The sequence below is a fragment of the Escherichia sp. E4736 genome (assembly GCF_005781225.1).
Taxonomy (GTDB): Bacteria; Pseudomonadota; Gammaproteobacteria; order Enterobacterales; family Enterobacteriaceae; genus Escherichia.
This window is the reverse complement of record NZ_VATT01000025.1, coordinates 77,844-91,074: the sequence shown is the minus strand read 5'-3', so window position 1 is coordinate 91,074 and position 13,231 is coordinate 77,844. Positions and strand designations below refer to the sequence as shown.

The window sequence follows — 13,231 nt, the reverse complement described above, 5'->3', positions numbered from 1 at the left end:
ATAAGCGCAGCGCATCAGGCAATTGTCCGTTTGTCATCAACCTCAAATGCCGGGGATAATTCCCCGGCATTTTTACGCCTGTTAATCAACTAATGGTTGCGGGCGACCAATTAAATACCCTTGCAGATATTGCACCCCGAGCTTATGCAATAGCGCCTGCTGCTGTTGCGTCTCGACAAACTCCGCGACCACACTCAATGACTTCGCTTTCGCCAGATCGGTAATTGATCTCACTATCATCGCATCCAGTGTATTAGTGACGATATCCTTAACGAAGACGCCATCAATCTTGATGATATCAGCCTGCAAACGTTTTAACCGTTCGTAGTTGGCATAGCCTGTGCCAAAGTCATCAATCGCAATACGGAAGCCAAACTTATGCAGTTGTTCGATATTGTACATACTGCTTTCTGCGTTAGAAAACGCCTGCTCCTCGGTGATCTCAATAATCACAGCCTCCGGGGAGACACGGTAACGTTTAAACAGACGAATAATTCGCCCGGCGATATTCTTTTGCAGCAGAGTGAGCGGCATTAAATTGACTGAAAAGCGCGGGCCTTTCTTGTCGCAAGGGTGGGTTGCCAGCCACTTCAGCAGGGATTCCAGCACCTGTAAATCGAATCGCGCGCTAAGGTTAAACTGAGCAATAAGGGGCAGAAACTTATCCGGGGTCATAATGCCGCCGTCATACTTCAGTCGCGCGAGGATCTCATCATAACCTTCACCCTCTTTGTTGCGAATTGGCTGGGCGTAGAGAAGCAAATCACCCTGATCTAACGCCGTGCGAATGGTATTCAGCAATAGCACCTGTTTAGTGGTCTGCCCGGAAACCATCTCCTCTCTGCTGTCCAGCGCCAGCACATGATGATGTGCGCAGGATTGCTCCGCCAGCCAGCTTAACTGCCCCAGCATTGGCTGCAGAGTATCCTGATTACCGTCAAAACGTCCCCAGGCAGCACCATAGCCCATATCCAGCCCGGTATTGTTCCAGTGGATTTGCCGACTGTTGAGAATGTTAACCATATGCTGTAACCGCCCTTCCGTTTCCGGCCCGGTCAGTACCAACAGCAATTCGCTCCCCGGCAATTGATACAACTTTTCGTTTTCCTGCATCAACGGCAGCAATGTACGGTAAATTGAGCGAATACAATGAACGCGCATCATTAACCCGTAATGGCGACTCATAAACTCAAGATTATCAATGCGCAGACAGCAAAAACTCTTACCAGCCTCTTGCTCCTGCGATTGCTCCAGTGCGCGAAAGTTGGGTAATAGCGTTAACGGATCGGTCAGTGCCTGCAAATGCCAGCGACGGTTAAGCCATTCGCTACGATAATAAATGCGTACCATATAGAGCAGGCAAACGCTAAAGGAAATCAGCACTGCGAGAATAAATGCCAGCGAATATTCGGTTAGTACCCCTTGCAAAAAGTTCTGGTTGTAATTCAGAAGGCAAAGCGTTGAAACAGCCCAAGTGAGATTTAAAAACGGATAGCGAAGCTTACCGACACCGAGGGTAAAGATGATAAAGAAAACAGGTACCAGATAACCGGCAATAAAGTCATTTTCATACGGTGTGCACATCAGAAGTAGCAGCACGCTAAGAGCTGCCAGCCAGCTTAAGGTAAATGCGCGTTTCTCTTTGCTCAACGACGGAGCGATATCCCTACGCCACAATATCTGTGCAAAGTGGGGACTTACAATCATGCGGGTGAGATAGTAAAAAAGCATGTTGTAAATCAGCACTGCGGTGAAAAGGCTTAGCAAATCAACGACCGTGAAAATGGCATCCGCATCGCCGAAAAAGGTAGATATCTTTAGCGGGAAATCAAAGAAGCTCCCCACAAGATACATGCTGCATTTGATGCCGATCGGTGTCACCAAACCAAGCCAGAACAGACGTTGCCAGACATATCGGCTGGTCAATCCATAACGCCAACGCGTCCCCAGCTGCCAGCGTAATATTGCGCAGGCACACAACACGACAAACGTCTGGCTGCCGAGCATGACCGCGGTCTGTAAAAAAGAGAGATGAAAGTTCCACAGATTGGTGCAAAACATCCCGCATAAAACAGGAACGACACCGCGCCAGCCAAAGATAAACAAGATTGACAGCATTACGCACAGTGGCATCCACGCCAGGAAAATATAGCTGGAATGGATAACAGCAAGTGGCGAGATAAAACGGGATAGCTGAATAAGTACCACGGTGAGCGTAAACGCTAGTGCAAATATCTTGATATTTTTTATCAGGTTATGCTCCACAAACATGAGTACACTACTCTCACTGATCGGGGTTTTAAGGCACACAAATAATATGTTTATTCGCATCGCGAAGCAAACAGGGACCGACCTGTTGCCGATATTTCATCCAATGATGTTTCCAACAGGCAACACTAACCTGGAAGGTAGACTGTATTACAAAAGCGGCAAAAAGCAGAGACAAAAAACCCCCGCTTCGCAGCGAGGGTTTGAAATTTGGTGGAGCTAAGCGGGATCGAACCGCTGACCTCTTGCATGCCATGCAAGCGCTCTCCCAGCTGAGCTATAGCCCCACGAGTCGTTTACGTACCAAATTTGCTGGGTGCAAAATTTGGTGGAGCTATGCGGGATCGAACCGCAGACCTCCTGCGTGCAAAGCAGGCGCTCTCCCAGCTGAGCTATAGCCCCATCACGTAAAGCTTGTCGAGTTGACGGGCGGCATCATATGAATTCCGCCCGAATGTGTCAACGGCAAATTGCAAGGCGTAGTTTCAATCGCTGAAAAATCAGGCAAATGAACTATTTTGGATAGTCGCTCGCATTCAGTAGTTATTCCTGTCACGGTTTCTTGTAAAGTGGTGTTATAAAATGAACCACTAATAGACCCGCAATCATTCAGGGAATTGTTATGTTCAAGGAGAGGATGACGCCAGATGAACTTGCCAGGCTGACCGGTTATAGCCGCCAGACCATTAATAAATGGGTACGCAAGCAAGGCTGGACGACATCACCAAAACCAGGTGTCCAGGGTGGCAAGGCCCGGCTGATTCACGTCAATAAACAAGTTCGTGAATATATTCGTAATGCAGAACGTCCGGACGATCAAAGAGAGGCACCTGAACTGTCTGCCGATACGCCTCTTGAAGTGCTGCTGGTGACGCTGGCGAAAGAGATGACGCCTCTTGAACAAAAACAGTTTACATCCTTGCTTCTGCGGGAAGGGATTATCGGATTATTACAACGCTTAGGGATTCGCGACAGCAAATAATATGAAAAGATTACGTAATAAAATGACCACCGAAGAGCTGGCGGAATGCCTGGGTGTGGCTAAACAAACTGTTAACCGTTGGATCAGAGAAAAAGGCTGGAGAACGGAAAAATTTCCCGGCGTGAAAGGAGGTCGTGCCAGACTTATTCTGGTCGATTCGCAGGTTTGCGAGTTTATTCAGAACACGCCTGCGTTCCATAACACACCAATGTTGATGGAAGCTGAAGAGAGAATTGCTGAATACGCTCCTGGAGCACGCGCCCCGGCGTATCGACAAATTATCAACGCGCTAGATAATATGACTGACATTGAGCAGGAAAAAGTCGCGCAATTTTTGTCACGTGAAGGAATTCGCAATTTCCTCGCCCGTCTCGATATTGACGAATCAGCATAAATAAAAAAACGGCAGGATATTATCTCCTGCCGTTTATCTTTTTATACGCTAATTACTGCTGATTTTCGCGTTCAGCAATAAAGGCCAGCGCTTTGTTGATACGCTCAATGCTACGTGTCTTACCGATCGCGTGAACGGTAACGTCCAGCGCCGGAGACTGCCCCGCACCGGTAACGGCGACACGCAGCGGCATACCAACTTTACCCATGCCCACTTCCAGCTCATCCGCCGTTGCCTGAATTGCGTGGTGAACATTTTCCGCCGTCCAGTCAGTGATAGCAGACAGTTTATCGCGCACTACTTCCAGCGGCTGACGCGCTACCGGACGCAGATGTTTTTTCGCAGCATCGGCATCAAACTCAGCAAAATCTTCGTAGAAATAACGGCAGCTTTGCGCCATCTCTTTGAGAGTTTTGCAGCGTTCGCCCAGCAGTTTCACCAGCTCAGCAAGCTGCGGACCGTTACGGGTATCAATATTTTCCTGCTCGATGTGCCACTGTAAGTGAGTAGCCACATACTCCGGCGGCAGCGCGTTAATATAGTGATGGTTCAACCACAGCAGTTTGTCAGTGTTGAACGCACTGGCAGATTTGCTGACGGCATTCAGGGTGAAGTACTTGATCATCTCTTCACGGGTGAAGATTTCCTGATCGCCGTGAGACCAGCCCAGACGCACCAGATAGTTCAACAGTGCTTCTGGCAGATAGCCGTCGTCGCGGTACTGCATTACGCTGACTGCACCGTGACGTTTGGACAATTTTTTACCGTCATCACCGTTGATCATAGAAACGTGCGCGTAAACCGGTACGGGCGCTTTCAGTGCTTTCAGGATGTTGATCTGGCGCGGCGTGTTGTTGATATGGTCTTCACCACGGATGACGTGAGTAATTTCCATATCCCAGTCGTCGACAACCACACAGAAGTTATAGGTCGGAGAACCATCGGTACGGCGGATAATCAGATCATCCAGCTCCTGGTTGCTGAACTCGATCGGACCACGGATCTGATCGTCAAAAACAACGGAACCTTCCTGTGGGTTAGCAAAACGTACAACGCACGGTTCATCATCAGCGTGATGTTCATGGCTGTGGCGGCAACGGCCGTCATAACGCGGCTTCTCGCCTTTTGCCATCTGCTCTTCACGCAGCGCTTCGAGGCGCTCTTTAGAGCAGTAGCATTTATAGGCAGTACCCTCTTCCAGCATCTGATCGATCACCGCGTTATAGCGATCGAAACGTTTGGTCTGGAAGTACGGGCCTTCATCCCACTCCAGACTCAGCCAGTTCATGCCATCCATAATGGCTTCGATAGCTTCCGGCGTGGAACGCTCAAGATCGGTGTCTTCAATACGCAGCACGAACTCACCGCCGTGGTTACGTGCAAAAAGCCAGGAGTAAAGAGCAGTACGCGCGCCGCCAACGTGCAGATAGCCTGTTGGGCTTGGCGCGAAGCGAGTTTTGATTTTCATGAAATGGCCTTACGTTTAGAAAGATGCCGACAACCGGCAAATCCTGGAAAAATTGAGTGGGCGATATTCTATCACTCCCGCCTGATTCCTCAATGTAGTTCGGGTTGCTACCTTACGCATTATTGTTTTCGTTGACAAATTGCGCAATACGGTCTGTTTTGCGATCACCTTGCTTAAATTTACGACGAACAAACAATTTCTTTAGAAAATGCGTTGACTCATTTCCAACTCTCCCTATAATGCGACTCCACACAGCGGGGGTGATTAGCTCAGCTGGGAGAGCACCTCCCTTACAAGGAGGGGGTCGGCGGTTCGATCCCGTCATCACCCACCAACTACTTTATGTAGTCTCCGCCGTGTAGCAAGAAATTGAGAAGTGGGTGATTAGCTCAGCTGGGAGAGCACCTCCCTTACAAGGAGGGGGTCGGCGGTTCGATCCCGTCATCACCCACCACTTTCTCGCCAGCTAAATTTCTTGTAAAAATGTGAAGTACCGAAGTGGGTGATTAGCTCAGCTGGGAGAGCACCTCCCTTACAAGGAGGGGGTCGGCGGTTCGATCCCGTCATCACCCACCACTTCGGGTCGTTAGCTCAGTTGGTAGAGCAGTTGACTTTTAATCAATTGGTCGCAGGTTCGAATCCTGCACGACCCACCAATGTAAAAAGGCGCCCTAAAGGCGCCTTTTTGCTATCTGCGATACTCAAAGATTCGAACCTGCAGCAGGTTCGAGTTGAGCGCAGCGAACTCCGTGTAACATTCTTTATTCAATAAAATACCCGTTCTAAAACCAGCGCTGACCACGCTAAAACTGCTATGTACATCAGTAGTAATAACCTCCTGTGATTTTTTCGGCTGTCACATAGTTTCCTCAGTTAACAGCCCCTATTTGTCAACCAGGCGAAGCTCCCCCTGACTTCCCATTACCACGCACAAATTGATAAGCAATTCAGTTTTATTTATCAATCAGAACAACGCACAATGAAAGCATCGGTCATCTGGAGTCTTTATGAAACTTTTTCGTATCCTCGATCCTTTCACTTTAACCCTGATCACGGTGGTATTGCTGGCTTCTTTCTTTCCGGCCAGAGGCGGTTTTGTCCCCTTCTTTGAAAATCTGACCACGGCAGCTATTGCCCTGTTGTTCTTTATGCACGGTGCGAAGCTGTCGCGTGAGGCGATAATTGCTGGCGGTAGTCACTGGCGATTGCATTTGTGGGTAATGTGCAGCACCTTCGTACTGTTTCCGATTCTGGGCGTACTGTTTGCCTGGTGGAAACCGGTAAATGTCGATCCGATGCTCTATTCCGGTTTTCTCTATTTGTGCATTCTCCCGGCTACCGTGCAGTCTGCAATCGCCTTTACTTCAATGGCGGGCGGTAATGTTGCGGCGGCGGTTTGTTCTGCGTCGGCATCCAGCCTGCTGGGGATTTTCCTTTCGCCGTTGCTGGTCGGTCTGGTAATGAATATCCACGGAGCAGAAGGCAGTCTGGAACAGGTCGGTAAGATTATGTTGCAACTACTGCTGCCGTTCGTGCTGGGACATCTTTCTCGCCCGTGGATTGGTAACTGGGTAGCACGCAATAAAAAGTGGATAGCAAAAACCGACCAGACATCCATTCTTTTGGTCGTTTATACGGCATTCAGCGAAGCCGTCGTTAACGGCATCTGGCACAAAGTCGGTTGGGGTTCGCTGCTGTTTATTGTGGTAGTTAGCTGCGTATTGCTGGCTATTGTGATTGTGATTAACGTCTTTATGGCGCGTCGACTGGGTTTCAATAAGGCGGATGAAATCACTATCGTCTTCTGTGGCTCGAAAAAGAGTCTGGCGAATGGTATTCCGATGGCGAACATTCTGTTCCCCACATCGGTGATCGGTATGATGGTACTGCCGTTGATGATTTTCCATCAGATCCAACTGATGGTCTGCGCGGTGCTGGCGCGTCGTTATAAGCGCCAGACCGAGCAACTACAGGCGCAGCAGGAAAGCAGCGCCGGAAAAGTTTAAAGCGGACGTTTCAGGGGCTGGACCAGTTGCGCCAGCCCCTCGGTTTTAATCAGCAACGTGATTTGCATTAACTCACCGAGTTTGCCTGCCGGAAACTCATCTTTGCGGGCAAACCACAGCAGATACTCTTCCGGCAGGTCGATTAAGCGACGCCCTTTGTACTTGCCAAACGGCATCACCGTATTGGCAATTTCAATCAGCTGCTCTTTCTCCACCTCAGCTCCCCAGCAAACGCAGCATTTCAGCTTCGTAGATGACTTCAATACCCAGTTCCTGCGCTTTCGCCAGTTTAGAACCTGCAGCTTCTCCGGCAATCACCAGATCGGTTTTCTTCGACACGCTGCCCGCCACTTTCGCGCCCAGTTCGATCAAGCGAACTTTAGCGTCATCACGCGACATCTGACTTAAGCTACCGGTGAGCACCACGGTTTTACCGGCAAACGGGCTGTCGATCTCTTCCGCGTTAATCACCACCGGCGCAGGCCAGTGAACGCCTTCAGACAACAGTTCACTGATGACATTACGGTTACTTTCTTCGGCAAAGAAGTTGTGAACATGAGATGCCACCACGATCCCGACGTCTGGCACTTTTTGCAGCTCTTCAATCGAGGCTGATTCCAGCGCTTCCAGCGTGCCAAAATATGCCGCCAGACCTGCTGCGGTAGCCTCACCGACTTCACGGATGCCAAGGGCATAGAGGAAGCGGGCAAAGGTGGTTTCTTTCGCTTTTTCCAGCGCGTTAACCACATTTTGTGCCGATTTCGGCCCCATTCGCTCCAGTCCGGTAAGTTTGCCTGCGGTGAGTTTGAACAGGTCCGCCGGAGTGTGAACGTATTCTTTTTCAACCAGCTGGTCGATAATTTTGTCACCCATGCCATCAACGTCCATCGCACGACGGGAAACAAAGTGTTTCAGCGATTCTTTACGTTGAGCACCGCAAATCAGGCCACCAGTACAGCGAGCAACCGCTTCACCTTCCACACGTTCCACGTCAGAACCACATACCGGGCAATGCGTCGGGAATACAACCTCACGGGTATCTTCCGGGCGTTCAGAAAGCACGACGTTAACCACTTGTGGGATCACGTCACCTGCGCGGCGAATCACCACTTTATCGCCAATGCGTAAACCGAGACGTTCAATTTCGTCGGCATTATGCAGTGTGGCGTTGCTCACCAGCACGCCTGCAACATGGACAGGTTCCAGACGCGCAACGGGCGTAATCGCTCCTGTACGCCCAACCTGAAACTCTACATCGCGCACAAAAGTCATTTGTTCCTGCGCAGGGAATTTAAACGCAACAGCCCAGCGCGGGGCGCGGGAAACAAAGCCAAGTTGCTCCTGCTGCGCCAGCGAGTTGACCTTAATGACTACACCGTCAATATCAAAGCCCAGCGTCGGGCGGTCTTCTTCCACTTTGTGGTAAAACGCCAACACGTCTTCTGCTGATTCGCAAAGCGTTACCCGATCGCTGACTGGTAATCCCCACGCTTTAAACTGCATTAAGCGGCCCAGATGAGTATCCGGCAACTCGCCACCTTCCAGTACGCCAACGCCATAGCAGAAGAAAGTAAGCGGTCGCTTCGCAGTAATACGCGGATCAAGCTGGCGCAGAGAACCTGCCGCCGCATTACGTGGGTTAGCAAACACTTTTCCGCCCGTGCGTCGCGCCTCTTCGTTAATCTTCTCAAAGCCCGCCTGCGGCAGGAACACTTCACCACGCACTTCCAGACGTGCTGGAATATTCTCACCATGCAGTTTCAGCGGAATGGCGCGAATGGTACGCACGTTAGACGTGATGTCTTCCCCAGTAGTGCCATCGCCACGGGTTGCCGCGCTTACCAGTACACCATTCTCATACAGAATGCTGACGGCAAGCCCATCGAGCTTTAACTCGCAGCACCAGGTCACTTTTTCGTTGCTTTTCAGACGATCCTGTACGCGTTTGTTGAAGGCGAGAAAACTCTCTTCATCAAATACGTTATCCAGCGACAGCATTGGTACTTCATGACGGATCTGGCTAAAGGCTGCCAGCGGCGCAGCACCTACACGTTGGGTAGGTGAATCAGGGGTAATCAGCTCTGGATGTTTGGCTTCCAGCTCACGTAACTCGCGCATCAGCCTGTCGTATTCAGCGTCGGGAATTTCCGGCGCATCCATCACATGATAAAGATATTCATGGTGGCGAAGCGTCGTTCGCAGTTCTGTCAGTTGTTGTTCGATTGATTCCATATCGCACCATCAATGCTAAAAACCCCCGACAAGCGGGGGTTCGAAAAGAAGTTAATTTGCCTTAAGTGTATCAGGCGTTGGCGTCTTTGACTTCGCGGATGATGTCCTGATACTCGCGCAGTTTCTGCGGAGTCATCATACGGCGCTGATCGTCAAGCACTACGCCGCCTACTTCATCGGCAATATGCTGCGCGGATTGCAGCATCAGCTTGAAGTTTTGCAGTTCATCACCGTAAGACGGCACCTGCATGAAGATAGTGACACCCGGCGTTGTGAAATCCTTCATTTCAGGATCAAAGGTTCCCGGTTTCACCATATTCGCCAGGCTGAATAACGCAGGGCCGCTGCCATCCGGGCTAAGATGGCGATGATAAATATTCATATCGCCAAAGATAAAGCCCGCCTGTTGAATGCTATTAAGAAGCAGTTCACCGTTTAGCTCGCTACCGTGATGCGCCGCGACGTTCATGATGATCACCGCTTCTTTGCGCTTCGGCTTATCCATCACAGGCGCTGGTTCAGCTACAGGTTCAGGCTGTGGTGCCGCTACAGGTTCCGCGGTCTGGAAAGTAGGCTGCGGAGCTGGAGGCACCTGCGAAACAACCGGCTGTTCAGGCTGCGGCGGGTAAGCCGGCTGCTGTACTGGCTGCGGTTGTTGCACTGGCTGCGGTTGCTGAACAGGCTGCGCTGAATGCGGAGCATGTTGCGGCGGTACCTGCGCTTCAGGCGGCTGCTGAACCGGTTGACGCGGTTGCGCAGACGCATAAGGCGGTTGGTACTGGTGTTGCGGCGACGGACGAGCAGCCTCATGCTCCTGGGCGTTAGCCGGGGCATGATTTACGCGGTGAACACGAACCTCACCAACGCCCTCATCATCTTCGACATCCTCGTCATAAGAATCGTCGTCACGTTTTGACTTCATTCGTTTTAGTGGCCGATCGCGAAACATAGAAGATCGTTCTTTACGGCTGGTCCAGAAACCATGTACCAGTAAAGCGATTATGGCGATCGCGCCAACAATGATTAATATCAGACGCAAATCCTGCATCATTATATTCTCTGTTGTTCTAACACCTTGCCACCACGGCAAACATTTACTCACTAAGAGTATTTGTCGATTACCTCAAGTGCAAGTGCACTATTAACTTTCACAGCACAAAGATAGATGAAATCGTGCTTTTTGCTGGTTTTTCGAACATATCCTAACTGTCCATTGCGCAAATACCCGGTAAAATACGCAGAACTTTCCTGGGATTGGTCAAAAGGAGCATATCCTGATTATGGTTTCAACATTCACATCTGCCTCACGCAGCGGTTTTTACTATTTTGCGCAAGGCTGGAAGCTCGTCTCGCAACCTGGGATTCGCCGTTTTGTCATCTTACCGCTGTTGATCAATATCTTGTTGATGGGAGGCGCATTCTGGTGGCTCTTTAGCCAGCTGGATGTTTGGATCCCGTCGTTAATGAGTCACGTACCTGACTGGCTGCAATGGTTGAGCTATTTGCTGTGGCCTGTAGCGGTTATCTCCGTGCTACTGGTTTTTGGCTATTTTTTCTCCACCATCGCCAACTGGATTGCCGCACCATTTAACGGTTTGTTGGCTGAACAACTGGAAGCAAGACTGACTGGCGCTACGCCACCGGATACCGGTATTTTCGGCATCATGAAAGATGTGCCGCGGATTATGAAACGTGAATGGCAAAAGTTTGCCTGGTATCTGCCGCGCGCGATTGTATTGCTGATCCTTTACTTCATCCCTGGCATTGGGCAAACCGTCGCACCGGTGCTGTGGTTCCTGTTCAGCGCCTGGATGTTAGCCATTCAGTACTGCGACTATCCGTTCGATAACCACAAAGTGCCATTCAAAGAGATGCGCACTGCCCTGCGCACGCGCAAAATCACTAATATGCAGTTTGGTGCTTTAACCAGCTTGTTCACGATGATCCCGGTACTCAACCTGTTCATCATGCCGGTGGCCGTTTGTGGCGCTACGGCGATGTGGGTCGATTGCTACCGCGCTAAACATGCATTATGGCGGTAACAATTTACCGATTATTTTGTAAACATTATGTGTGGAACAGGGGTGGCTTATGCCGCCCCTTATTCCATCTTGCGAGCCATTATTTCCCTTCTGCATATAGATATGCTAAATCCTTACTTCCGCATATTCTCTGAGCGGGTATGCTACCTGTTGTATCCCAATTTCATACAGTTAAGGACAGGCCATGAGTAAGATTTTTGAAGATAACTCGCTGACTATCGGTCACACACCGCTGGTTCGCCTGAATCGCATCGGTAACGGACGTATTCTGGCGAAGGTGGAATCCCGAAACCCCAGCTTCAGCGTTAAGTGCCGTATCGGTGCCAATATGATTTGGGATGCCGAAAAGCGCGGCGTACTGAAGCCGGGCGTTGAGTTGGTGGAGCCAACCAGCGGCAATACCGGGATTGCACTGGCGTATGTGGCTGCCGCTCGCGGTTATAAACTCACTCTGACCATGCCGGAAACCATGAGTATTGAACGCCGCAAGCTGCTCAAAGCGTTAGGTGCAAATCTGGTGCTGACCGAAGGTGCTAAAGGCATGAAAGGTGCGATTCAAAAAGCGGAGGAAATTGTTGCCAGCAATCCAGAAAAATACTTGCTGCTGCAACAATTCAGCAATCCGGCAAACCCGGAAATTCATGAAAAAACCACCGGCCCGGAGATCTGGGAAGATACTGACGGCCAGGTCGATGTGTTTATTGCTGGTGTCGGCACTGGCGGTACGCTGACCGGCGTCAGCCGCTACATTAAAGGCACCAAAGGCAAGACTGACCTCATCTCTGTTGCCGTAGAACCAACCGACTCTCCCGTTATCGCCCAAGCGCTGGCAGGTGAAGAAATCAAACCCGGGCCGCATAAAATCCAGGGCATCGGTGCTGGCTTTATCCCGGCTAACCTTGATCTCAAACTGGTCGACAAAGTTATTGGCATCACCAATGAAGAAGCCATCTCTACTGCGCGTCGCCTGATGGAAGAAGAAGGCATTCTTGCCGGGATCTCTTCCGGCGCGGCTGTTGCTGCGGCGTTGAAACTACAAGAAGATGAAAGCTTTACCAATAAGAATATTGTGGTTATTCTTCCATCATCGGGTGAGCGTTATTTAAGCACTGCACTGTTTGCCGATCTCTTTACCGAGAAAGAATTGCAACAGTAATGCCAGCTTGTTAGAAATGCGTAAAAAAGCACCTTTTCAGGTGCTTTTTTGTGGCCTGCTTCAAACTTTCACCCCTCCTGGCATTGATTCAACTTGTCGGAACTGGTATTTAACCTGACTAATTATTTTGATGCGCGAAATTAATCGTTACAGGAAAAGCCTTAGCTGAATCGATTTTATGATTTGGTTCAAGTCTTCCTTTAGCGGCATAATGTTTAATGATGAACGAAACGTCAGCGGCCAACATCCGCCAGCAATGGACTGTATAGAGCACTTCGTGCGTCGCGTCTGTTAAAACTGGCGCTAACAATACAGGCTAAAGTCGAACCGCCAGGCTAGACTTTAGTTCCACAACACTAAACCTATAAGTTGGGGAAATACAATGTTCCAGCAAGAAGTTACCATTACCGCTCCGAACGGTCTGCACACCCGCCCTGCTGCCCAGTTTGTAAAAGAAGCTAAGGGCTTCACTTCTGAAATTACTGTGACTTCTAACGGCAAAAGCGCCAGCGCCAAAAGCCTGTTCAAACTGCAGACTCTGGGCCTGACTCAAGGCACCGTTGTGACTATCTCTGCAGAAGGCGAAGACGAGCAAAAAGCGGTTGAACATCTGGTTAAACTGATGGCGGAACTCGAGTAATTTCCCGGGTTCTTTTAAAAATCAGTCACAAGTAAGGTAGGGT

11 protein-coding genes and 6 tRNA genes are annotated in these 13,231 nt (G+C 50.0%); 10 read left to right on the top strand and 7 right to left on the bottom strand.

Annotated features, from left to right (window positions below; translation table 11 throughout):
• Positions 1–81: 81 nt before the first annotated feature.
• The 3 genes from FEK46_RS16330 to FEK46_RS16315 all read right to left on the bottom strand — a co-directional run bounded on the left by FEK46_RS16330 (position 82) and on the right by FEK46_RS16315 (position 2,670).
• Positions 82–2,271 (bottom strand): sensor domain-containing phosphodiesterase, encoded by a 2,190-nt coding sequence (locus FEK46_RS16330; protein WP_130207356.1) that lies wholly within the window; start codon positions 2,269–2,271, stop codon positions 82–84.
• A 208-nt stretch (positions 2,272–2,479) separates the two neighbouring features.
• Positions 2,480–2,555: transfer RNA gene (locus tag FEK46_RS16320), tRNA-Ala, on the bottom strand.
• A 39-nt stretch (positions 2,556–2,594) separates the two neighbouring features.
• Positions 2,595–2,670 (bottom strand) — tRNA-Ala (locus FEK46_RS16315).
• A gap of 220 nt (positions 2,671–2,890) precedes the next feature.
• Between FEK46_RS16315 and FEK46_RS16310 the strand changes: the two genes are divergently transcribed.
• A complete protein-coding gene (locus FEK46_RS16310; RefSeq protein WP_130207360.1) occupies positions 2,891–3,250 on the top strand; it encodes a YfeC-like transcriptional regulator in 360 nt (119 codons plus the stop codon).
• 1 nt (position 3,251) lies between these two features.
• Positions 3,252–3,644: a YfeC-like transcriptional regulator gene (locus FEK46_RS16305; protein WP_130207362.1), complete on the top strand. Its 393-nt coding sequence runs from the start codon at positions 3,252–3,254 to the stop codon at positions 3,642–3,644.
• 52 nt (positions 3,645–3,696) lie between these two features.
• Here the strand turns inward: FEK46_RS16305 and gltX are convergent, their stop codons facing one another.
• The gene (gene gltX / locus FEK46_RS16300; protein ID WP_130207364.1) at positions 3,697–5,112 is read right to left on the bottom strand and encodes a glutamate--tRNA ligase; all 1,416 of its coding nucleotides are present in this window, start codon (positions 5,110–5,112) and stop codon (positions 3,697–3,699) included.
• Positions 5,113–5,370: 258 nt separating this feature from the next.
• Here gltX and FEK46_RS16295 point away from each other — a divergent pair.
• From FEK46_RS16295 to FEK46_RS16275, 5 genes are all read left to right on the top strand, one after another.
• Positions 5,371–5,446, top strand: a tRNA-Val gene (locus tag FEK46_RS16295).
• 44 nt (positions 5,447–5,490) lie between these two features.
• Positions 5,491–5,566 (top strand) — tRNA-Val (locus FEK46_RS16290).
• Positions 5,567–5,612: 46 nt separating this feature from the next.
• Positions 5,613–5,688: transfer RNA gene (locus FEK46_RS16285), tRNA-Val, on the top strand.
• Positions 5,689–5,692: 4 nt separating this feature from the next.
• A tRNA-Lys gene (locus FEK46_RS16280) sits at positions 5,693–5,768 on the top strand.
• Between the two features lie 351 nt (positions 5,769–6,119).
• Positions 6,120–7,118 (top strand): bile acid:sodium symporter family protein, encoded by a 999-nt coding sequence (locus FEK46_RS16275; protein ID WP_130207366.1) that lies wholly within the window; start codon positions 6,120–6,122, stop codon positions 7,116–7,118.
• Here FEK46_RS16275 and FEK46_RS16270 read toward each other — a convergent pair.
• The 3 genes from FEK46_RS16270 to zipA all read right to left on the bottom strand — a co-directional run bounded on the left by FEK46_RS16270 (position 7,115) and on the right by zipA (position 10,401).
• Entirely contained in the window at positions 7,115–7,333 is a 219-nt protein-coding gene (locus FEK46_RS16270; protein WP_130260674.1) for a DUF3820 family protein, read from the bottom strand. The genes FEK46_RS16275 and FEK46_RS16270 overlap by 4 nt on opposite strands.
• A gap of 1 nt (position 7,334) precedes the next feature.
• Positions 7,335–9,350 carry an NAD-dependent DNA ligase LigA gene (ligA, locus tag FEK46_RS16265; protein ID WP_135559778.1) on the bottom strand — a complete coding sequence of 672 codons (2,016 nt, stop codon included), beginning with the start codon at positions 9,348–9,350 and terminating at the stop codon, positions 7,335–7,337.
• Positions 9,351–9,420: 70 nt separating this feature from the next.
• Complete coding sequence (gene zipA, locus FEK46_RS16260; RefSeq protein WP_130260672.1) at positions 9,421–10,401, bottom strand: cell division protein ZipA; 981 nt, start codon at positions 10,399–10,401, stop codon at positions 9,421–9,423.
• Positions 10,402–10,630: 229 nt separating this feature from the next.
• Here zipA and cysZ point away from each other — a divergent pair, with 229 nt between their 5' ends.
• The 3 genes from cysZ to ptsH all read left to right on the top strand — a co-directional run bounded on the left by cysZ (position 10,631) and on the right by ptsH (position 13,188).
• Positions 10,631–11,392 carry a sulfate transporter CysZ gene (gene cysZ, locus FEK46_RS16255; protein WP_130207372.1) on the top strand — a complete coding sequence of 254 codons (762 nt, stop codon included), beginning with the start codon at positions 10,631–10,633 and terminating at the stop codon, positions 11,390–11,392.
• Positions 11,393–11,576: 184 nt separating this feature from the next.
• Positions 11,577–12,548 (top strand): cysteine synthase A, encoded by a 972-nt coding sequence (gene cysK / locus FEK46_RS16250; protein ID WP_000034402.1) that lies wholly within the window; start codon positions 11,577–11,579, stop codon positions 12,546–12,548.
• A 382-nt stretch (positions 12,549–12,930) separates the two neighbouring features.
• A complete protein-coding gene (gene ptsH, locus FEK46_RS16245) occupies positions 12,931–13,188 on the top strand; it encodes a phosphocarrier protein Hpr (protein WP_000487600.1) in 258 nt (85 codons plus the stop codon).
• Positions 13,189–13,231: the final 43 nt, after the last annotated feature.

What these genes read in the sequence shown, in the direction of transcription:
- zipA (WP_130260672.1), bottom strand. Translation starts at nt 10,401, where the DNA reads ATGATGCAGGATTTGCGTCTGATATTAATCATTGTTGGCGCGATCGCC.
- cysZ (WP_130207372.1), top strand. Translation starts at nt 10,631, where the DNA reads ATGGTTTCAACATTCACATCTGCCTCACGCAGCGGTTTTTACTATTTT.
- FEK46_RS16275 (WP_130207366.1), top strand. Translation starts at nt 6,120, where the DNA reads ATGAAACTTTTTCGTATCCTCGATCCTTTCACTTTAACCCTGATCACG.
- FEK46_RS16310 (WP_130207360.1), top strand. Translation starts at nt 2,891, where the DNA reads ATGTTCAAGGAGAGGATGACGCCAGATGAACTTGCCAGGCTGACCGGT.
- ligA (WP_135559778.1), bottom strand. Translation starts at nt 9,350, where the DNA reads ATGGAATCAATCGAACAACAACTGACAGAACTGCGAACGACGCTTCGC.
- gltX (WP_130207364.1), bottom strand. Translation starts at nt 5,112, where the DNA reads ATGAAAATCAAAACTCGCTTCGCGCCAAGCCCAACAGGCTATCTGCAC.
- ptsH (WP_000487600.1), top strand. Translation starts at nt 12,931, where the DNA reads ATGTTCCAGCAAGAAGTTACCATTACCGCTCCGAACGGTCTGCACACC.
- FEK46_RS16330 (WP_130207356.1), bottom strand. Translation starts at nt 2,271, where the DNA reads ATGTTTGTGGAGCATAACCTGATAAAAAATATCAAGATATTTGCACTA.
- FEK46_RS16305 (WP_130207362.1), top strand. Translation starts at nt 3,252, where the DNA reads ATGAAAAGATTACGTAATAAAATGACCACCGAAGAGCTGGCGGAATGC.
- cysK (WP_000034402.1), top strand. Translation starts at nt 11,577, where the DNA reads ATGAGTAAGATTTTTGAAGATAACTCGCTGACTATCGGTCACACACCG.